Genomic DNA, 20,018 nt, shown 5'->3' with positions numbered 1-20,018 from the left:
CAGTGCGGGACAATGGGTCCATGCCTTCCGCACTGCCCGATGGTGACCCCATGCCCGAAGACGGCTCGCTGCCGTCGCACGCCCTGGAGGGCGCCGGGGAGCGGCCGCTCGGGTTCTACCTGCACGTCCCGTACTGCGCCACCCGCTGCGGGTACTGCGACTTCAACACCTACACCGCCACCGAGCTGCGCGGCACCGGCGGCGTGCTCGCCTCCCGGGAGAACTACGCCGACACCCTGATCGACGAGGTCCGCCTCGCCCGCAAGGTGCTCGGCGACGACCCGCGCGCCGTGCGGACCGTCTTCGTCGGCGGCGGCACGCCCACGCTGCTGCCCGCCCGGGACCTCGTACGGATGCTCGCGGCGATCCGCGACGAGTTCGGGCTGGCCGAGGACGCCGAGGTCACCACCGAGGCCAACCCGGAGTCCGTGAACCCGGAGTACCTGGCCGAGCTGCGGGCCGGCGGGTTCAACCGGATCTCCTTCGGCATGCAGAGCGCCAGGCAGCACGTCCTGAAGGTCCTCGACCGCACCCACACCCCCGGCCGCCCCGAGGCCTGCGTCGCCGAGGCGCGGGCGGCGGGCTTCGAGCACGTCAACCTGGACCTGATCTACGGCACCCCCGGCGAGTCCGACGACGACTGGCGGGCCTCCCTGGAGGCCGCGCTCGGCGCCGGACCCGACCACATCAGCGCGTACGCCCTGATCGTCGAGGAGGGCACCCAGCTGGCCCGCCGGATCCGCCGCGGCGAGGTCCCGATGACCGACGACGACGTCCACGCCGACCGGTACCTGATCGCGGACTCCGTCATGGCCGAGGCCGGCTACTCCTGGTACGAGGTCTCGAACTGGGCCACCACCGAGGCCGGCCGCTGCCTGCACAACGAGCTGTACTGGCGCGGCGCCGACTGGTGGGGCGCCGGCCCCGGCGCGCACTCGCACGTGGGCGGGGTGCGCTGGTGGAACGTCAAGCACCCCGGAGCCTACGCCGCCGCCCTCGCGGAGGGCCGCTCCCCGGGCGCGGGCCGCGAGCTGCTGTCGCAGGAGGACCGCCGCGTGGAGCGGATCCTGCTGGAGCTCCGCCTCGTCGACGGCGTCCCGCTGTCCCTGCTGGCCCCGGCGGGCCTGACGGCCTCCCGCCGCGCCCTGGCCGACGGACTGCTGGAGCCGGCCCCGTACGAGGCCGGACGGGCGGTCCTGACCCTGCGCGGCCGGCTGCTGGCGGACGCGGTGGTGCGGGACCTGGTGGACTGATCCCCCGCCTGGGTGAATCCCCCCCCCCGCGACGGGGCCCGTGCCGCGCGGGCCGTCCCCGGGCCGCCGTCAGGCCCCGCCGCCGTCCGTGACGAAGTCGATCAGCTCCTCCACCCGCCCCAGCAGCGTCGGCTCCAGGTCGCGGTAGGACGTCACGCGGGACAGGACGTGCTGCCAGGCGGCCCCGGTGTTCTCCGGCCAGCCCAGGGCCCGGCAGACGCCCGTCTTCCAGTCCTGGCCGCGCGGGATCTCCGGCCAGGCCCGGATGCCCAGTGCCGACGGCTTCACCGCCTGCCACACGTCCACGTACGGGTGGCCCACCACCAGCACGTCCGGCCCCGTCACCGAGGCGGCGATCCGGGACTCCTTCGAACCCGGCACCAGATGGTCCACCAGCACCCCGAGGCGCGCGTCCGGGCCCGGGGCGAACTCCGCCACCACCGCCGCGAGGTCGTCCACGCCCTCCAGGTACTCCACCACCACGCCCTCGATCCGCAGGTCGTCACCCCAGACCCGCTCGACCAGCTCGGCGTCGTGCCGTCCCTCTACGTAGATCCGCCCGGCCCGCGCCACCCGGGCCCGCGCCCCCGGCACGGCGATCGAGCCCGAGGCCGTACGGGCGGGCGCGGCGGGCCCGCGCGAAGGGCGGGTCAGGGTCACCACCGCGCCGTCCAGCAGGAACCCGCGCGGCTCCAGCGGGAACACCCGGCGCTTGCCGAATCGGTCCTCCAGGGTCACCGTGCCCGCCTCGCAGGCCACCACCGCGCCGCAGAAGTCCGTACCCGCCACCTCGACCACCAGATCGGGGTCCGCCGGCACCTCCGGCACGGGCTTGGAGCGCTTCCACTGCGGGGTCAGGTCGGGGGAGTACTCACGCATCCGGCCGACACTAGGAGAGCCGGCGTCCTCACGCCCCCGACACGCCGAACCGGGCCGCCAGTGTGTCGCGTTGCGCACGCACGAAACCCGCGTCCACCAGCGCTCCGTGACCCGGCACGTACACCGCGTCGTCACCGCCCAGCGACAGCAGCCGGTCCAGGGCGGCCGGCCACTGGCCCGGCACCGCGTCCGAACCGGCCTGCGGCTCGCCCGACTCCTCGACCAGGTCCCCGCAGAACACCGCCTCCCGCTCGCCCGGCACGAAGACCGCCAGGTCGTGCTGGGAGTGCGCGGGACCCACGTTCGCCAGCAGCACCTGCACCCCGCCCAGCTCCAGCGTCCACTCGCCCGACACCAGGTGCCGGGGCGCCTGGAGCAGGTCGGCCGCCTCCGCGGCCTCCGCCTCCGCCAGACCGTGCCGGACCGCGCTCGCCCGCACCTCCTCGCGGCCCGTCGGGGCCGACAGCAGCCGCTCCAGGCCGACCGCCCCGAAGACCTCGGCGCCCGCGAAGGCCGCACCGCCCAGCACGTGGTCGAAATGTCCGTGGGTGAATGCGATATGGGTCACGCGGCGGCCCGTCAGCCGCTCCGCCTCCGCCCGCACCCCGGCGCCCTCCCGCACGCACGATCCGGGGTCGATCAGCAGGACCGATGCGTCCCCCACCACCAGTCCCACGGTGCAGTCCCACACCGGGAGCCGCCGCCGGCCGACCCGTCCGGTGACCCGTTCCCAGCCCGCCTCTTCCCAACGCACGTCCATGCGGCGACGCTACCCTGGCGGGCCGCCCTTGCCCGGGGCGTACTACCCGGCCGTACACTGACCGGGGGATCTCTGGCACTCACACGAACAGAGTGCCAACAAGCCAGGACCGGCCCACGACGGCCACGACCGACGACCGACCCGCATCCGGAGGTGTGCGCGATGCTCAGCGAACGCAGACTCGAGGTGCTGCGCGCCATCGTCCAGGACTACGTCGGCACCGAGGAGCCCGTCGGCTCGAAGGCCCTCACCGAGCGGCACAAGCTCGGCGTCTCGCCCGCCACCGTGCGCAACGACATGGCCGTGCTGGAGGAGGAGGGCTACATCGCCCAGCCCCACACCAGCGCCGGCCGGATCCCCACCGACAAGGGCTACCGGCTCTTCGTCGACAAGCTGGCCGGAGTCAAGCCGCTGTCGACGCCCGAGCGCCGGGCCATCCAGAACTTCCTCGACGGCGCCGTCGACCTCGACGACGTGGTCGGCCGCACGGTACGGCTGCTCGCGCAGCTCACCCGCCAGGTCGCCGTCGTCCAGTACCCGTCGCTCACCCGCTCCACCGTGCGGCACGTCGAGCTGCTGTCGCTGGCCCCGGCCCGGCTGATGCTCGTACTGATCACCGACACCGGGCGGGTCGAGCAGCGCCTGGTCGACACCCAGACCCCCTTCGGCGAGAACTCCCTCGCCGACCTGCGGGCGCGGCTGAACAGCAGGGTCGTAGGCCGCCGGTTCACCGACGTCCCGAACCTGGTGCAGGACCTTCCGGAGTCGTTCGAGATCGAGGACCGGGCGACCGTCAAGGCCGTCCTCGCGACCCTTCTCGAAACGCTGGCAGAGGAGGCGGAGGAGCGGCTGATGATCGGCGGCACCGCCAACCTCACTCGCTTCGGACATGACTTCCCCTTGACGATCAGGCCGGTGCTGGAAGCGCTCGAAGAGCACGTGGTGCTCCTCAAGCTGCTCGGCGAGGCCGGAGAGTCGGGGATGGCCGTACGAATCGGGCACGAGAACGCCTACGAGGGGCTCAACTCCACGTCGGTCGTGTCCGTCGGCTACGGTTCGGGCGGCGAAGCAGTCGCCAAACTCGGCGTGGTCGGACCGACCCGCATGGACTACCCCGGAACGATGGGAGCGGTACGCGCAGTGGCACGTTACGTCGGACAGATCCTGGCGGAGTCGTAAGTGGCCACGGACTACTACGCCGTACTCGGCGTGCGCCGCGACGCATCGCAGGACGAGATCAAGAAGGCCTTCCGCCGCCTCGCGCGTGAACTCCACCCGGACGTGAACCCGGACCCGAAGACGCAGGAGCGCTTCAAGGAGATCAACGCGGCCTACGAGGTCCTCTCGGACCCGCAGAAGAAGCAGGTCTACGACCTCGGCGGCGACCCGCTGTCCTCCTCGGGCGGCGGTGGCGGCGCGGGCGGCTTCGGAGCGGGCGGCTTCGGCAACTTCTCCGACATCATGGACGCCTTCTTCGGCCAGGCCTCGCAGCGCGGCCCGCGCTCGCGGACCCGCCGCGGCCAGGACGCCATGATCCGCCTCGACCTGGAACTGGACGAGGCCGCCTTCGGCACGACCAAGGACATCCAGGTCGACACGGCCGTCGTCTGCGGCACCTGCTCCGGCGAGGGCGCCGCCCCCGGCACCTCGGCGCAGACCTGTGACATGTGCCGCGGCCGCGGTGAGGTCTCCCAGGTCACCCGGTCCTTCCTCGGCCAGGTCATGACCTCGCGCCCCTGCCCGCAGTGCCAGGGCTTCGGCACCGTCGTCCCGACCCCGTGCCCCGAGTGCGCGGGCGACGGCCGGGTCCGCTCCCGCCGCAGCCTCACCGTCAAGATCCCCGCCGGTGTCGAGAACGGCACCCGGATCCAGCTCGCGGGCGAAGGCGAGGTCGGCCCCGGCGGCGGCCCCGCCGGCGACCTGTACGTGGAGATCCACGAGCTGCCGCACCCGACCTTCCAGCGCCGCGGGGACGACCTGCACTGCACGGTCACCATCCCCATGACGGCCGCGGCCCTGGGCACCAAGTGCCCGCTGGAGACGCTGGACGGCCTGGAGGAGATCGACATCCGCCCCGGCACCCAGTCCGGGCAGGCCATCCCGCTGCACGGGCGCGGTGTCACCCACCTGCGCGGCGGCGGCCGGGGCGACCTGATCGTCCACGTCGAGGTCACCACCCCCGGCAAGCTGGACGCCCAGCAGGAGGAGCTGCTGCGCCAGCTCGCGAAGCTCCGCGGCGAGGAGCGCCCCATGGGCCAGTTCGCGCCCGGCCAGCAGGGCCTGTTCAGCCGCCTGAAGGACGCGTTCAACGGCCGCTGAGCGGCCCGAGGGACCCGTACGGGCCCGGTCCGGGGACACCCCGGACCGGGCCCGTCGCATTCCGCGCGCCGCCCCCGGCGATTCCCGGACACCCCGGGGAAGCGGACTATGCCAGGCGAATACGGTGATTCGGCGGCGTGGACGGGACGTGGCACGATGCAGTCCATGTCCTCCACGCCGAACGGTCTCCACCGGTACCCGATCGTGCAGGCTCCCATGGCGGGCGGCGCCTCCTGTCCGCCGCTCGTCGCCGCCGTGTGCGACGCGGGCGGGTTCGGCTACCTCGCCGGCGGCTACAAGACCGCCGACGGCATGTACCAGGAGATCAAGCGGACGCGCGGCCTCACCCGGCGGCCCTTCGGCGTGAACCTCTTCCTGCCGCAGACCGGCTACGTCGACCCGGCCGCCGTCGAGTCCTACCGCGGGCAGCTGGCCGGCGAAGCGAGCTGGTACGAGGTCTCGCTCGCCCCCGAGGACATCATGGGCACCGCGGACGACGGCTACGAGGCCAAGCTGGCCATCCTGCTGGAGGACCCCGTACCGGTGGTCTCCTTCACCTTCGGCACGCCCGCCCCCGACGTGCTCGCGCGCCTGCGCCGGGCCGGTACGCGCACCGTCGTCACCGTCACCTCGGTCGAGGAGGCCCGTACCGCGCAGGCCGCCGGCGCCGACGCCGTCTGCGTCCAGGGCGTCGAGGCGGGCGGCCACCAGGGCACCCACCGCGACGACCCGGAGGCCGACGGCACGGCCGGAGTCGGCCTGCTCGCGCTCGTGGCGCAGGTACGGGAGGCCGTGGCCCTGCCGATCACCGCGGCGGGCGGGCTGATGCGCGGCGCGCAGATCGCGGCGCTGCTGGCGGCGGGCGCGGAGTCGGCGCAGCTCGGCACGGCCTTCCTGGCGTGCCCGGAGTCGGGCGCGCACCCGCTGCACAAGAAGGCCCTGACCGATCCGCTGTTCCCGCACACCGAAATGACCCGGGCCTTCTCGGGCCGGCCCGCGCGGGGCCTGGTCAACCGCTTCATGCGGGAGCACGGGCCGTACGCCCCGGCCGCCTACCCGCAGGTCCACCACATGACCTCGGGCCTGCGCAAGGCGGCCGCAGCGGCCGGGGACCCGCAGGGGATGTCGCTGTGGGCGGGCCAGGGGCACCGGCTCGCCCGGGCGCTGCCGGCGGGGGAGCTGGTGGAGGTGCTGGTGGCCGAACTGGCCGAGGCACAGAACGCGTTGAAGGTCCTGTAGCTGTTTCAGGTGTTGCATGTGGTGCATGTGTTGCGTGTGTGGATGAGGAGAACGTCATGACGGCCCCCGTGTTCGTGGTCGAAGAGGTTCCGGCGGGGCCGGAGTTCGTGCTGGAGGGACCCGAGGGGCGGCACGCGGTGTCCGTGAAGCGGCTCAACCCGGGCGAGGACGTGGTCCTCACGGACGGGTGCGGCCGGTGGACGGAGGGCGTCGTCAAGGCCGCCGAGGGCAAGGACCGCCTGGTGGTGGCGGTACCGGGGCCCGTGCGGGAGGAGCCGGAGCCCGGCGTCCGGATCACCGTGGTGCAGGCGCTGCCGAAGGGCGACCGGGGCGAGGTGGCCGTCGAGACGATGACGGAGACCGGCGTCGACGCGATCGTGCCGTGGCAGGCCTCACGGTGCATCACCCAGTGGCGCGGCGACCGGGGCGCGAAGTCCCTGGCCAAGTGGCGCTCCACGGCCCGGGAGTCGGGCAAGCAGTCGCGCCGGGTCCGCTTCCCGGAGGTGACCGAGGCGATGTCCACGAAGCAGGTGGCCGCGCTGCTGGCGGGGGCCGATCTGGCGGTGGTGCTGCACGAGGACCGTGACGCGCCGTCGGCGGCGCTGGCGACGGCGGCACTGCCGGAGAAGGGGTCCGTGGTGCTGGTGGTCGGTCCCGAGGGCGGGGTCTCGCCGGAGGAACTGGCGGTCTTCGCGGAGGCCGGGGCCCTGCCGTACCGGCTGGGCCGGTCGGTGCTGCGCACGTCGACGGCCGGCACGGCGGCGACGGCGGTCCTCCTGGCGAGGACGGGGCGCTGGTCGTAGCCCCTGCCGGTGCCCTGGCCGGGCGGTGTCGGGGCGGGTCCGTGCCCCGTCGGGGTCTTGTCCTGGCCGGGCGGTGTCGGGGTGGGTTCTTGTCCCGTCGGGGTCTTGTTCTGGCCCGGCGGCAGCGGGCGGGCCCTGCCGCGCGGGAGCCGTTTCCCTGCCCCGGGGCGGGGGCGCTGCGCGGGCTGCTCCCCGCCCCGCCCTTCGCCCGTTCCCCGGGGCTCTGCCCCGGACCCCTTCCCGGGGGCTTTGCCCCGGACCCTTTCCCGGGGGCTCCGCCCCAAGACCCCCTTCCCGGGGGCTCCGCCCCCAGGCGCCCGCGCCTCGATCGCCGGCGGGGCTGTTCACAGCCCCGCCGGCGATCGAGGGACCGGCTCCGCGCGGCGGGGAATCCCGATTCCGCACGGCCGGGGCAGGGGTAGCATGCTGCGACCGATCATCGTCACGGGAGGCGCAGCAATGGCCGGGGAACCGCAGGCGGACTGCCTGTTCTGCAAGATCGTCGCGGGGTCCGTCCCGGCGACGCTGGTCCGCGAGACCGAGACCACCGTCGCCTTCCGGGACATCAACCCCCAGGCGCCGACCCACGTGCTCGTGATCCCCAAGGTGCACTACCCCGACGCCGCCACCCTCGCCGCCGCCGAGCCGGCCATCGCCGCCGACGTCCTGCGCGAGGCCGGACAGGTCGCCACCGACGAGAAGGTCGACGGCCACGGCTACCGGATCGTGTTCAACACCGGCGCCGGCGCCGGCCAGACCGTCTTCCACGCCCACGCGCACGTCCTCGGGGGCCGCGGCCTCCAGTGGCCGCCCGGATAGCCGGACCGCTCATGTCAGTACGAGAGTTCGTGGTCCTCGGCACCGCCAGCCAGGTCCCCACCCGCCACCGCAACCACAACGGCTACCTGCTGCGCTGGGACGGCGAGGGCATCCTCTTCGACCCGGGCGAGGGCACGCAGCGGCAGATGCTGCGGGCCGGGGTCGCCGCGCACGACATCAACCGGATCTGCGTCACGCACTTCCACGGCGACCACAGCCTCGGCCTGGCCGGGGTGATCCAGCGGATCAACCTCGACCAGGTCCCGCACCCCGTCACGGCGCACTACCCGGCCTCGGGGCAGAAGTTCTTCGACCGGCTGCGGTACGCCACCGCCTACCGGGAGACCGTGCCGCTCCGGGAGGAGCCGGTCGCCGCGGACGGGGTGCTCGCGCGCGGGCCCTCGTACGTCCTGGAGGCGCGGCGGCTCTCCCACCCGGTGGAGTCCTTCGGGTACCGGCTGACCGAGCCCGACGGGCGCCGGATGGTGCCGGAGCTGCTCGCGCGGTACGGGATCAAGGGGCCGGACGTCGGCCGCATCCAGCGCGAGGGGCGGCTGGAGCGGCCGGAGGGCGAGGTCACGCTGGAGGCCGTCAGCGAGCACCGGGCGGGGCAGCGGTTCGCCTTCGTCATGGACACCCGGCTCTGCGAGGGCGTGGACGCGCTGGCGGAGGGCTGCGACATGCTGGTCATCGAGTCGACCTTCCTCGACGCCGACGTCCGCCTGGCCTCCGACCACGGCCACCTCACCGCCGGACAGGCGGCGCGGGTGGCGCGGGACGCGGGCGTCCGGCACCTCGTGCTGACGCACTTCTCGCAGCGGTACGCGGATCCGTCGGAGTTCGAACGCGAGGCCCGCGCGGCGGGGTTCGAGGGCGAGCTGACCATCGCGGCGGACCTGGGGCGGGTGGCGCTCCCGAAGCGGTAGGTGACGGCGTTTCTCCAGTGGGGCTTGGGGGGAAGGAGAGCGGCGCTCCGGTGATGTGCGTCACACTGGGTTTTGGTCCTGCCGGGCCCGGGCAGCGCCGGCAGCTTTCCAGCCCGCCCGCAGAAACGACACTTCAACGGGGAGTACACCGTGACCAGTCGGGACAGCCGCCTCACCCTCGACCCGCTCGGCCCGGTGCGGGACCCCCAAGAGCCGGGCTGTGACGTCTTCCTGACCGGCACGGTATTCCTCGACATCATCTTCACCGGCCTCGACTCCGCCCCCGTCCGCGGTACGGAGTCCTGGGCGCGCGGCATGGGGTCCAGCCCCGGCGGCGTCGCCAACATGGCCACCGCCCTCGCCCGCCTGGGCCTGCGCACCTCGCTGGCCGCCGCCTTCGGGGACGACCACTACGGCGAGTACTGCTGGGACGCCCTCGAACAGGGCGAGGGCATCGACCTGTCCATGTCGCGCACCATCCCCGGCTGGCACAGCCCCGTCACGGTCTCCATGGCGTACGAGGGCGAGCGCACGATGGTCTCCCACGGCCACGAGGCCCCGCCCCCGGCCGGCCCCGGCCCCTTCCCGTGGTGCCCCCCGAAGGCGCGGGCGGCCGTGGCCTCGCTGGGCGCCGGGCAGACGGAGGACTGGATTTCGGAGGCGGCCCGCCGGGGCTCGCGGATCTTCGCGGACGTCGGCTGGGACGAGACCGGGCGCTGGGACCTGGGCGCCCTGGCCGACCTCCAGCACTGCGAGGCGTTCCTGCCCAACGCGGGAGAGGCGATGCGCTACACGCGGACCGAGTGTCCGCGCGCCGCGGCCAGGGCCCTCGCGGAGAAGGTGCCGGTCGCGGTGGTGACCATGGGCTCGGAGGGCTCGTACGCGGTCGACGGCCGCACCGGGGAGACGGCGGAGGTCCCCGCGATCACGGTGGACGCCCTGGACCCGACCGGCGCGGGGGACGTGTACGTGGCCGGGTTCGTCACCGGCAGCCTCGCGGGGTGGCCGCTGGCCGACCGGCTGGCCTTCGCCGGGCTGACCGCCGCCCTGTCGGTGCAGGAGTTCGGCGGCTCCCTCTCGGCCCCGGGCTGGCCCGAGGTGGCCCACTGGTGGCGCACGGCCCCCGACGGCCTCCGGGACCGCTACGCCTTCCTGGACGCCCTCGTCCCGCCCGGCGCCGCCCCCGCGCCCCGCCGCCGCGCCGTCCCCACGATCGGCTTCCGGCACCCGGCCTGATCCGAAGGACACGGCCCAGGGCCGCGCGGGTCCGCCCGGAAAACCCCTCGGGCCCGCCCCGGGGTGGACGTACCCTTGGTACTCCGGAGGTCGGCGATCGGCGCGGCCCCTCAGCGGGAGGTATGTGCAGGCCACAGTGCCGGCCCATGACTCAGACACCCACAGCCCACACCCCGGCGCAGGGCCAGGCGCGAGCCCACTTCACGGTCCCCGCGACGCACCCGATGGTGACCGTGCTCGGCTCGGGCGACGCCCTGTTGCGCGTGATCGAGAAGGCTTTCCCGAAGGCCGACATCCATGTTCGGGGCAATCAGGTCAGCGCGGTCGGCGCGGCGGCGGAAGTCGCCCTGATCCAGCGCCTGTTCGACGAGATGATGCTGGTGCTCCGCACCGGGCAGCCGATGACGGAGGACGCAGTGGAACGCTCGATCGCCATGCTCAAGGCGAACGGCAGCGGTGGCGGTGACACGGAGACCCCGGCCGAGGTGCTCACCCAGAACATCCTCTCCAACCGCGGCCGCACCATCCGTCCCAAGACCCTCAACCAGAAGCGGTACGTCGACGCGATCGACAAGAACACGATCGTCTTCGGCATCGGCCCCGCCGGTACCGGCAAGACCTACCTCGCGATGGCGAAGGCGGTGCAGGCGCTCCAGTCCAAGCAGGTCAGCCGGATCATCCTGACCCGCCCCGCCGTCGAGGCGGGCGAGCGGCTCGGCTTCCTGCCGGGCACGCTCTTCGACAAGATCGACCCGTACCTGCGGCCGCTCTACGACGCCCTGCACGACATGATGGACCCGGACTCCATCCCCCGCCTGATGGCGGCGGGCACCATCGAGGTGGCGCCCCTGGCCTACATGAGGGGTCGCACCCTTAATGACGCCTTCGTCGTCCTGGACGAGGCGCAGAACACCACCGTCGAGCAGATGAAGATGTTTCTGACGCGCCTCGGCTTCGATTCGAAGATCGTCATCACCGGTGACGTGACCCAGATCGACCTGCCGGGCGGCGCCAAGAGCGGTCTGCGGCAGGTTCAGGAGATCCTCGACGGAGTGCCGGACATCCACTTCTCGCGGCTCACGTCCGAGGATGTCGTCCGGCACAAGCTGGTCGGCCGTATCGTCGACGCGTACGCGAAGTACGACGATGCCCACCCGGCCCAGAACGGCCACCAGCGGAAGTAGAACCCAGCGCACCATGTCGATCGACGTCAACAACGAGTCCGGAACCGAGGTCGACGAGCAGGCGATCCTCGACATCGCCCGCTACGCGCTCACCCGGATGAGGATCCACCCGCTGTCCGAGCTCTCCGTCATCGTCATCGACGAGGACGCCATGGAGCAGCTCCACATCCAGTGGATGGACCTCCCCGGACCGACCGACGTCATGTCCTTCCCGATGGACGAGCTCCGTCCGCCGGCGAAGGACGACGAGGAGCCCCCGCAGGGGCTCCTCGGCGACATCGTGCTCTGCCCCGAGGTGGCCAAGAAGCAGGGCGACGAGGCGCCGACGCGGCACTCCATGGACGAGGAGCTCCAGCTCCTGACCGTTCACGGGGTGCTGCACCTGCTCGGCTACGACCACGAGGAGCCGGACGAGAAGGCCGAGATGTTCGGTCTCCAGGCGGCCATCGTCGACGGCTGGCGCGCCGAGCGCGGCCTGACCGGTCCCTCCCCGGCCCCGACCGTCTCGTGACCGGGGCCGCCCAGCTGATCACGGGGGCGGTGCTGCTGACCGTGGTGGCCTGGTTCGCGGCGTGCGCCGAGTCCGGGATCGCCCGCGTCTCCAGCTTCCGCGCCGAGCAGGCCGTACGGGAGGGCCGGCGCGGCAGCGCGAAGCTCGCGCAGGTCGCCGGCGACCCCACCCGCTACGTCAACGTGGCCCTGCTGGTGCGCGTGACCTGCGAGATGGCGGCGGGCGTGCTCGTCACGTACGTCTGCCTCGACGCGTTCGGCGAGAACTGGACCGCGCTGCTCGTCGCCATCGGCGTGATGGTGCTGGTGTCGTTCGTGGCGGTGGGCGTCTCCCCCCGTACGATCGGCCGCCAGCACCCGCTGAACACCGCGACGGCGGCCGCGTACGTGCTCGTGCCGCTCGCGCGGGTGATGGGCCCCGTTCCGCAGCTGCTGATCCTCCTCGGCAACGCGCTCACGCCCGGTAAGGGCTTCCGCAAGGGGCCCTTCGCCTCCGAGGCCGAGCTGCGCGCGATGGTGGACCTCGCCGAGAAGGAATCCCTGATCGAGGACGACGAGCGCCGGATGGTGCACCAGGTCTTCGAGCTGGGGGACACCCTGGTGCGCGAGGTGATGGTGCCGCGCACCGACCTGGTCTGCATCGAGCGGTACAAGACGATCCGTCAGGCGACGACGCTCGCGCTGCGGTCCGGCTTCTCGCGCATCCCGGTCACCGGCGAGAACGAGGACGACATCGTCGGGATCGTGTACCTGAAGGACCTCGTCCGCAGGACGCACATCAACCGGGACGCCGAGTCCGACCTGGTCTCCACGGTGATGCGGCCGGCGGTCTTCGTGCCCGACACGAAGAACGCGGGCGACCTGCTGCGGGAGATGCAGTCGGTGCGCAACCACGTGGCCGTCGTCATCGACGAGTACGGCGGCACGGCCGGCATCGTCACGATCGAGGACATCCTGGAGGAGATCGTCGGCGAGATCACCGACGAGTACGACCGGGAGATCCCGCCCGTGGAGGAGCTGGGCCAGGGCTGCTACCGGGTCACGGCGCGGCTCGACATCACCGACCTCGGCGAGCTGTTCGGGGTGGAGGCCTTCGACGACGAGGACGTGGAGACGGTCGGCGGTCTGCTGGCCAAGGCGCTGGGCCGGGTTCCGATCGCGGGTGCCTCGGCGGTGGTGGACCTGCCCGACGGGCGTCCGCTGCGGTTGACGGCAGAGTCCCCGGCGGGGCGCCGGAACAAGATCGTGACGGTGCTGGTGGAGCCGGTGGCCGGGGCGCCGGCCGAAGGGGAGGAGGGGGAATGACCCCTGCGGAGCTGCGCGCGTTCTGCCTGGGCTTCAACGCGGCGGTGGAGGAGTTCCCCTTCACCCCGGAGACCTCGGTCTTCAAGGTGCTGGGGAAGGTGTTCGCCCTGTCGGCGCTGGACGCCGAGCCGCTGAAGGTCAACCTCAAGTGCGAGCCGGAGGCGGCCGTGCGGCTGCGGGCCGAGCACGAGGCGATCGTGCCGGGCTGGCACATGAACAAGCGGCACTGGAACACCGTGACGGTGGGCGGTCTGCCGGACGCGCTGGTGCGGGAGCTGGTGGAGGACTCGTACGACCTGGTCGTGGCGGGACTGCCGAGGGCGGAGCGGCTGCGGCTCGACCGGCCGTGAGCGTGCGTTCCGAAGGACCAGGGTCCCGAACCGAACAGGGTCAAAGGTCATAGGGTGTCGGGACCTTTGGATCGCAGGAGTCTCTTGGTTCTCGCTTAGGTTTGTTCTGCTCCACGGGGGAACGGCGGGGGGCGGGGAGCGCAAGAGGGCGCCCCGGCGGGGTCGTTGCACGGCCGCGCAGGGGCGCTCCCTATGCTTTCGCCTATGAGCGAGAGCACCGTGGGCAACGGGATCGACCCCGAGGACAGCAAGATCATCACGCTGGCGCGCAGCGCCCGGGCCCGCAACGGAGTCCCGGAAGGGGCGGCGGTGCGGGACGAGACCGGCCGCACCTACGTCGCCGGCACCGTCGAGCTGGACTCCCTGAAGCTGAGCGCCCTCCAGACGGCCGTCGCCATGGCGGTCGCCAGCGGCGCGCGCTCCCTGGAGGCCGCCGCCGTGGTCAGCGCGGCCGACGCCCCCGCCGACGCCGACCGCGCCGCGGTCCGCGACCTGGGCGGCCCCGCCACCCCGGTCCTCCTCGCCGGCCCGGACGGCACCCTGAAGTCCACCACCCCCGCCGGAGCCTGACCCGGGGGCGGGCCCGCCGGCCGCGCGGGCCGCTCAGGCGGCCGCCGCCGTGGCCGGCCCGCCCGCCCGGCGGCGGATCACCATCGACATCAGCGCGGCCACCGCGCACAGCCCGCCCGCCGCGTACCAGACGAGGTCGTACGAGCCGAAGGCGTCGCGGGCCACGCCGCCCAGGAAGGCCACCAGGGCCGCGCCGACCTGGTGCGAGGCCAGGACCCAGCCGAAGACGATCGCGCCGTCCGGCCCGTAGTGCTCGCGGCACAGGGCGATGGTCGGCGGCACGGTGGCCACCCAGTCCAGGCCGTAGAAGACGATGAAGAACACCATCGGCGGGTGCACGGACGGCGCCAGCAGCATCGGCAGGAACATCAGGGACACCCCGCGCAGGGCGTAGTACACGGCCAGGAGCCGGCGTGCCTCGAAGCGGTCGGTGAACCAGCCGGAGGCGATGGTTCCGAGGACGTCGAACACGCCGATCACCGCGAGCAGCCCGGCGGCGGTCGTCACCGGCATGCCGTGGTCGTGGGCGGCCGGGGTGAAGTGCGTGCGCACCAGTCCGTTGGTCGAGGCCCCGCAGATCGCGAAGGTGCCCGCCAGCAGCCAGAACGGGCCGGTCCGGGCCGCTCGGAAGAGCACGGTCACGGCCCGCCGGGCCGCCCCCTGGAGGGGCGCGGGCTTGGGCTCGTACGCGCCCCCGTACGGGGCGAGGCCCACGTCGGCCGGGTGGTCGCGCAGCAGCAGCCAGACGAACGGGACGACGGCCAGGGCCGCCAGCGCCACCGTGACCGAGGCCGGGCGCCAGCCGTGGTTCTCCACCAGCCAGGACAGCAGCGGCAGGAAGACCAGCTGCCCCGAGGCGCCCGCCGCGGTCAGGATGCCGGTGACCAGCCCGCGCCGGGCGGTGAACCAGCGGTTGGTCACCGTCGCCGCGAAGGCCAGCGCCATGGACCCGCTGCCCAGGCCCACCAGCACGCCCCAGAACAGCACCAGCTGCCAGGCGGCCGTCATCCACACCGTGGCCAGCGAGCCGCCCGCGATGACGGTCAGGGCCAGGGCGACGACCTTGCGTATGCCGAAGCGGTCCATCAGCGCGGCGGCGAAGGGCGCGGTGAGCCCGTACAGCGCCAGGTTCACCGAGACCGCGAAGCCGATCGTGCCGCGCGACCAGTCGAACTCCTGGTGCAGCGGCTCGATGAGCAGTCCGGGGAGGGAGGCGGAGGCGGCCGCGCCGATGATCGTCACGAAGGCCACGGCGGCGGCGTACCAGGCCCGGTGGACGCGGCCGGGCCGGCGGGGGGCCTGCGGGGCGGCGGTGGAGGAGGCGGTGGAGGTGGGTGCTGTCTGGGTCACGCCGACAGCTTCCGGCCCGGGGGGCGCCGTACGACAGTGGCCTGACCGACATGCTTCGATACGATCGGGCCATGGCCACCGTCGCGCAACCGCACCGTGTCGTCGTCCTCGCCCTCGCCGGGCTGCTGCCCTTCGAACTCGGCATCCCGCACCGGATCTTCGGCCGGGCCCGGGACGCCGAGGGGCGCCACCTCTACGAGATCCTCACCTGCGGCCTCGCCCCCGGCCCGGTGGCCACCGACGCCGACTTCTCCGTGTACGTCGGCCACGGCCCGGAGCTCCTGGCGACCGCCGACACGGTGGTGGTGCCCGCCTCGCACGAGCTGGGGCCGGTCCACGAAGAGGGCCGCCTGACCGACGAGCTGGCCGCGGCCCTGGCCCACGTCCGGCCCGGCACCCGGATGGTGTCGATCTGCACGGGCGGCTACGTCCTGGCCGCCGCCGGCTACCTCGACGGCCGCAGGGCCACCACCCACTGGGCCCACGCCGAGCACTTCCAGCGGATGTTCCCGGCCGTCCGGGTCGACGCGGACGTGCTCTACACCGACGAAGGGGACGTGCTGACCTCCGCCGGGGTCGCCGCCGGCATAGACCTGTGCCTGCACATCGTGCGCCGCGACCACGGCGCCGCGATCGCCAACGACACCGCCCGGCGGACCGTCGTACCGCCCCACCGCGAGGGCGGTCAGGCGCAGTTCGTGCAGCGCCCCGTGCCCGCGCCGCAGCAGGCCAGTACCACGGCCGCGCGGGCCTGGGTGCTGGACCGGCTGCACGAGCCCCTGCGGCTGACCGACATCGCCCGGCAGGAGGCCATGTCGGTACGGACCTTCACGCGCCGCTTCCGTGAGGAGTGCGGGATGAGCCCGGGCGAGTGGATCACCGGGCAGCGGGTGGAACGCGCCCGGCAGCTGCTGGAGCGGACCGAGCTGCCGGTGGAGGCGGTCGCGCGGGAGGCGGGCTTCGGGACGGCGCAGTCGCTGCGCAAGCACGTGCAGGCGGCGCTCGGGGTCAGCCCGACCGCCTACCGGCGCACGTTCCGGGAGGGCGGGGGTGCGGGGCGGGCGGGGGCGGCTGAGGGTGCCGTCTTCTGATGGGCCATCAGTCGGGGTGAGGGCCGTGCATTGACTTCTCCCGCCGCCCGCTCGTGAATGGCCCTGCCGGGGTGACGGACCCCGGGGGCGGGGCAGGGGGCGGACGGTGCCGGGACGCGCGCGCAGCGGGGGGTGGCCGGCGGCCGTCGGCATGGCGGTGCTCGCCGCGACGGCGGGGGGTGCGCTGAGCACGCCCGCGGCAGCCGGGGGTGAACCGCCTCCGCCGCAGGCCGCGACCCCGGCGCCCTGCCGCGCGCCCGCCGAGGGGCCGGACAGCGCCCGGATCTCCGTGTCCGACCCGGCCCCGAGGGTCGGGGACACCGTCACCGTGACCTACCGGGTGACCGGGAGCCCCGGCGGCCCCGGCGGCCCCGGCGGCCCCGCAGGCCCTGCCGGCGGGCCGGCCCCGGCCGGGAAGGTGCTGCTGGGCGGCGCACAGAGCGGCGAGGTCGCGGTGAGGGGGGAGGCGACGGGGGATCCCGCCGCCGCCGGACCGGGCGGCGTGACGATGACCGGCGCCTTCACCGTCACCGCGCCCGGCGAGATCACCCTCACCCCGGGGGGCCACACCCCGCCGGACGGGGCGTGCGCCGCGGCGCCGGCCCGCCCGGTCGCGCAGCGGCTCACCGCCGTCCCGCTGCCCACCATGAACCTGCGCGGCATCACCCTCGGCGCGGCGGGCGGGGAGCCGGGCGCCCGGGTCCGCGTCACCGGCGTCGGCTTCACCCCGGGCGCGGCGGTGACGGTGGCCGGCCGCGCGGGTGCCGCGGGGACGGCCGACCGGGCGCAGGCCACCGCCGACGCCGGCGGGGGCTTCGTGGCGGAGCTGGCCGTCACGGACCGGGCCACGACGGGGGTGGTGGCGTACGAGGGCCCGGCCTGGTCGGCGCCGCAGGGCTCGCGCCCGGCGCCGTACGCGGTCACGGGCGCGGCAGAGCCGGGCTCGCTGTCGATGACGCAGGCCGGTGCGGCGGTGACCCTCGGGGCGGTCGGATACGGGGGCGGCGGCGCGGCCCCCGGGCGGATCGGCACCGTCACCGTCAAGGACACCCGGGGCGGGGCCGCGGGGTGGGAGCTGACCGGGAGGCTCACCGGGTTCACGGGCCCGGACGGCGTCCGCGTGCCCGGCGCCGTGCTGTCCTGGACGCCGGCCTGCCGGGGCGGCGGCTGCGTGCCGGGCCGCGCGGGGGTGGTCGGGCCGGAGGGCGTGCCGCTGGCGTCGGGGGCCGGCGGAACCTTCACCGTCGACGCCGCGCTGACGCTCGCGCTGCCGCCGTACACCCCGCCGGGCGCCTACCGCGCGGACCTGGAACTGACCCTGCGGCCCTCGTGACGCGGTCCGCGCCTCCCCGACGCGCGCCCGCCGCCGCCCGCCCGCCGGCCTCCGCCTGCCCGCCGGCCTCCGACTGCCCGTCTCCTGCCTCCGCCGGTCTCCGGCTGCCGCCGGTCTCCTGCCGCCGTCCGCTGCCCGTCTCCGCCGGCCTCCGCCTGCCCGTCTCCGGCCGCCGGCCGTCTCCGGTCTCCGGCCGCCGCCGTCTCCGGCCTCCGCCTCCCGTCTCCGGCCGCCGGGCGCCCCGCCCCACGCGGTGCCGGGGCGAAGCGGCGGACGGACGGGGCGGGGAGAAGGCTCCGGGTGCCCTCCCGGGCACCGCGCGGCCGGGCCCGGGGGAGGCGTACGGCGCCCGGGGTGCCGGTCTGGTCGGCGCGGGGGGCCGCATCGGGGAGAATGGCCCGTATGAGCGATCGTTCCCCCGAGCCCACCGCCCCGCACCGCGCGGGCTTCGCCTGCTTCGTCGGCCGCCCCAACGCGGGCAAGTCGACCCTGACCAACGCGCTCGTGGGCACCAAGGTCGCGATCACCTCGAACCGGCCGCAGACCACCCGCCACACCGTCCGCGGCATCGTGCACCGCCCCGACGCACAGCTGGTCCTGGTGGACACCCCCGGCCTGCACAAGCCGCGCACGCTGCTCGGCGAGCGGCTGAACGACGTCGTGCGGACCACCTGGGCCGAGGTCGACGTCATCGGCTTCTGCCTCCCCGCCGACCAGAAGCTCGGCCCCGGCGACAAGTTCATCGCCAAGGAGCTCGCGGGGATCAAGAAGACCCCCAAGATCGCCATCGTCACCAAGACCGACCTGGTCGAGTCCAAGCAGCTGGCCGAGCAGCTCCTCGCCATCCACCAGCTGGGCGCCGAGCTCGGCATCGAGTGGGCCGAGATCGTCCCCGTCTCGGCGGTCGGCGACAACCAGGTGCAGCTGCTGGCCGACCTGATCGCGCCGCTGCTGCCCGAAAGCCCCCCGCTGTACCCGGAGGGCGACCTCACCGACGAGCCCGAGATGGTGATGGTCGCGGAGCTGATCCGCGAGGCCGCGCTGGAAGGCGTGCGGGACGAGCTGCCGCACTCCATCGCCGTCGTCGTCGAGGAGATGATCCCGCGCGAGAACCGGCCCGCGGACCGGCCGCTGCTGGACATCCACGCCAACGTCTACATCGAGCGCCCCAGCCAGAAGGGCATCATCATCGGCCCCAAGGGCTCGCGCCTGAAGGAGGTCGGCATGAAGTCCCGCAAGCACATCGAGGCGCTGCTCGGCACGCCGGTCTTCCTCGACCTGCACGTGAAGGTCGCCAAGGACTGGCAGCGCGACCCCAAGCAGCTCCGCAAGCTCGGGTTCTAGGCCCCCTGGGCCAGGCCCCCTGGGCCCCTGCGCCCCCCACGGGCCCCCGCTACAGGACGCGGCGCAGCTTCAGCGCGTTGTCCGTACGGGTCCCCGGCCGCCCGTCGGGGGCCGTCATGGCCTGGACGTGCTCGGCCGCGAGCAGCACCTCCCAGCCGCCCTCCGGCAGCTCCAGCTGCGCGAGGACCTCGTCCGGGGTCGGGAAGTGGAGGTCGGCGTGCGCGTCCGGGTCCCAGGACGGACCGCCGGCGTGGCCCGCGATCAGCAGGATCCCGCCGGGGGCCACGGCGGACGCCGCCGCGCGCAGGATCCGCTCGCGCGGGAAGTCGCCGTACGAGTGCAGGAAGCACGCCGAGACCAGGTCGAACTCCCCGTCGGGGAAGGACTCCGCCAGGTCGTGGCGCCGCAGTTCGACGCGGTCGCCGAGGTCCGCCTCGGCGGCGTGCTCGGCCGCCCGCTCCAGGGCCACCCCCGAGATGTCGGTCCCGGTGACCCGCCAGCCCTGCCGGGCCAGCCACACGGCGTCGGCGCCCTCGCCGCAGCCGAGGTCGAGGGCGCGGCCGGGCGTGAGGCCGGCGGTCTCGCGGACCAGGACCTCGTTGGGCTTGCCGCTCCAGATGCGGGTGCTCTCGCGGTAGCGGGCGTCCCACCACTCCTCGCCCGCGGGGTGGTCCCCGTCCTGGTGGTGGCCGTGGCGCTGCTGCTGGGACATGGGGTCCTCTTCCTGTACGGGGCTGCCGGTACGGC

Annotated in this window: 20 protein-coding genes; 16 read left to right on the top strand and 4 right to left on the bottom strand. The window is 74.1% G+C overall.

The window, feature by feature from the left end; all coding sequences use genetic code 11:
* Positions 1-20: 20 nt before the first annotated feature.
* Positions 21-1,253 (top strand): radical SAM family heme chaperone HemW, encoded by a 1,233-nt coding sequence (gene hemW, locus AC069X_RS24910; protein ID WP_478731564.1) that lies wholly within the window; start codon positions 21-23, stop codon positions 1,251-1,253.
* Between the two features lie 69 nt (positions 1,254-1,322).
* On the opposite strand, the gene AC069X_RS24905 is transcribed toward hemW, so the two are convergent.
* Positions 1,323-2,132 (bottom strand): DUF3097 domain-containing protein, encoded by an 810-nt coding sequence (locus AC069X_RS24905; protein WP_478731562.1) that lies wholly within the window; start codon positions 2,130-2,132, stop codon positions 1,323-1,325.
* Positions 2,133-2,160: 28 nt separating this feature from the next.
* Positions 2,161-2,892: an MBL fold metallo-hydrolase gene (locus AC069X_RS24900; protein WP_478731560.1), complete on the bottom strand. Its 732-nt coding sequence runs from the start codon at positions 2,890-2,892 to the stop codon at positions 2,161-2,163.
* A 162-nt stretch (positions 2,893-3,054) separates the two neighbouring features.
* Here AC069X_RS24900 and hrcA point away from each other — a divergent pair, with 162 nt between their 5' ends.
* From hrcA to AC069X_RS24840, 12 genes are all read left to right on the top strand, one after another.
* Entirely contained in the window at positions 3,055-4,071 is a 1,017-nt protein-coding gene (gene hrcA, locus AC069X_RS24895; protein ID WP_478731558.1) for a heat-inducible transcriptional repressor HrcA, read from the top strand.
* Positions 4,072-5,211, top strand: a complete 1,140-nt coding sequence (gene dnaJ, locus AC069X_RS24890; protein ID WP_478731556.1) for a molecular chaperone DnaJ — start codon at positions 4,072-4,074, stop codon at positions 5,209-5,211.
* Positions 5,212-5,376: 165 nt separating this feature from the next.
* Entirely contained in the window at positions 5,377-6,450 is a 1,074-nt protein-coding gene (locus AC069X_RS24885; protein ID WP_478731554.1) for a nitronate monooxygenase, read from the top strand.
* A gap of 56 nt (positions 6,451-6,506) precedes the next feature.
* The gene (locus tag AC069X_RS24880; RefSeq protein ID WP_478731552.1) at positions 6,507-7,253 is read left to right on the top strand and encodes a 16S rRNA (uracil(1498)-N(3))-methyltransferase; all 747 of its coding nucleotides are present in this window, start codon (positions 6,507-6,509) and stop codon (positions 7,251-7,253) included.
* A gap of 459 nt (positions 7,254-7,712) precedes the next feature.
* Positions 7,713-8,072: a histidine triad nucleotide-binding protein gene (locus AC069X_RS24875; protein WP_478731697.1), complete on the top strand. Its 360-nt coding sequence runs from the start codon at positions 7,713-7,715 to the stop codon at positions 8,070-8,072.
* Positions 8,073-8,083: 11 nt separating this feature from the next.
* On the top strand, positions 8,084-8,998 hold the full coding sequence (locus AC069X_RS24870) for a ribonuclease Z (protein WP_478731550.1): 915 nt from the start codon (positions 8,084-8,086) through the stop codon (positions 8,996-8,998).
* Between the two features lie 150 nt (positions 8,999-9,148).
* A complete protein-coding gene (locus AC069X_RS24865; protein WP_478731548.1) occupies positions 9,149-10,234 on the top strand; it encodes a carbohydrate kinase family protein in 1,086 nt (361 codons plus the stop codon).
* 146 nt (positions 10,235-10,380) lie between these two features.
* The gene (locus AC069X_RS24860) at positions 10,381-11,418 is read left to right on the top strand and encodes a PhoH family protein (protein WP_478731546.1); all 1,038 of its coding nucleotides are present in this window, start codon (positions 10,381-10,383) and stop codon (positions 11,416-11,418) included.
* Between the two features lie 13 nt (positions 11,419-11,431).
* Positions 11,432-11,929, top strand: a complete 498-nt coding sequence (gene ybeY / locus AC069X_RS24855) for an rRNA maturation RNase YbeY (RefSeq protein ID WP_125603535.1) — start codon at positions 11,432-11,434, stop codon at positions 11,927-11,929.
* Positions 11,926-13,233, top strand: a complete 1,308-nt coding sequence (locus AC069X_RS24850; protein WP_478731543.1) for a hemolysin family protein — start codon at positions 11,926-11,928, stop codon at positions 13,231-13,233. The genes ybeY and AC069X_RS24850 overlap by 4 nt, the downstream gene beginning before the upstream one ends.
* Positions 13,230-13,583: an MmcQ/YjbR family DNA-binding protein gene (locus tag AC069X_RS24845; RefSeq protein ID WP_478731541.1), complete on the top strand. Its 354-nt coding sequence runs from the start codon at positions 13,230-13,232 to the stop codon at positions 13,581-13,583. Before AC069X_RS24850 ends, AC069X_RS24845 begins: the two co-directional genes overlap by 4 nt.
* 204 nt (positions 13,584-13,787) lie before the next feature.
* Positions 13,788-14,153, top strand: coding sequence for a cytidine deaminase (locus AC069X_RS24840; protein WP_478731539.1), 366 nt, complete (start codon positions 13,788-13,790; stop codon positions 14,151-14,153).
* Between the two features lie 33 nt (positions 14,154-14,186).
* Here AC069X_RS24840 and AC069X_RS24835 read toward each other — a convergent pair whose 3' ends face one another.
* Positions 14,187-15,503 (bottom strand): MFS transporter, encoded by a 1,317-nt coding sequence (locus AC069X_RS24835; RefSeq protein ID WP_478731537.1) that lies wholly within the window; start codon positions 15,501-15,503, stop codon positions 14,187-14,189.
* Between the two features lie 71 nt (positions 15,504-15,574).
* On the opposite strand from AC069X_RS24835, the gene AC069X_RS24830 reads away from it, so the two are divergent.
* From AC069X_RS24830 to era, 3 genes are all read left to right on the top strand, one after another.
* The gene (locus tag AC069X_RS24830) at positions 15,575-16,594 is read left to right on the top strand and encodes a GlxA family transcriptional regulator (protein ID WP_478731536.1); all 1,020 of its coding nucleotides are present in this window, start codon (positions 15,575-15,577) and stop codon (positions 16,592-16,594) included.
* A gap of 106 nt (positions 16,595-16,700) precedes the next feature.
* Positions 16,701-17,927 carry a beta-xylosidase gene (locus AC069X_RS24825; RefSeq protein ID WP_478731534.1) on the top strand — a complete coding sequence of 409 codons (1,227 nt, stop codon included), beginning with the start codon at positions 16,701-16,703 and terminating at the stop codon, positions 17,925-17,927.
* Positions 17,928-18,320: 393 nt separating this feature from the next.
* A complete protein-coding gene (gene era, locus AC069X_RS24820; protein ID WP_478731532.1) occupies positions 18,321-19,271 on the top strand; it encodes a GTPase Era in 951 nt (316 codons plus the stop codon).
* A gap of 49 nt (positions 19,272-19,320) precedes the next feature.
* Here era and AC069X_RS24815 read toward each other — a convergent pair whose 3' ends face one another.
* Positions 19,321-19,983 carry a class I SAM-dependent methyltransferase gene (locus AC069X_RS24815; protein WP_478731530.1) on the bottom strand — a complete coding sequence of 221 codons (663 nt, stop codon included), beginning with the start codon at positions 19,981-19,983 and terminating at the stop codon, positions 19,321-19,323.
* Positions 19,984-20,018 lie beyond the last annotated feature (35 nt).

The organism is Streptomyces sp. NPDC043896 (assembly GCF_056435605.1).
The sequence above is the reverse complement of the archived record's forward strand: the minus strand, read 5'-3'. Positions and strand labels throughout refer to the sequence as shown.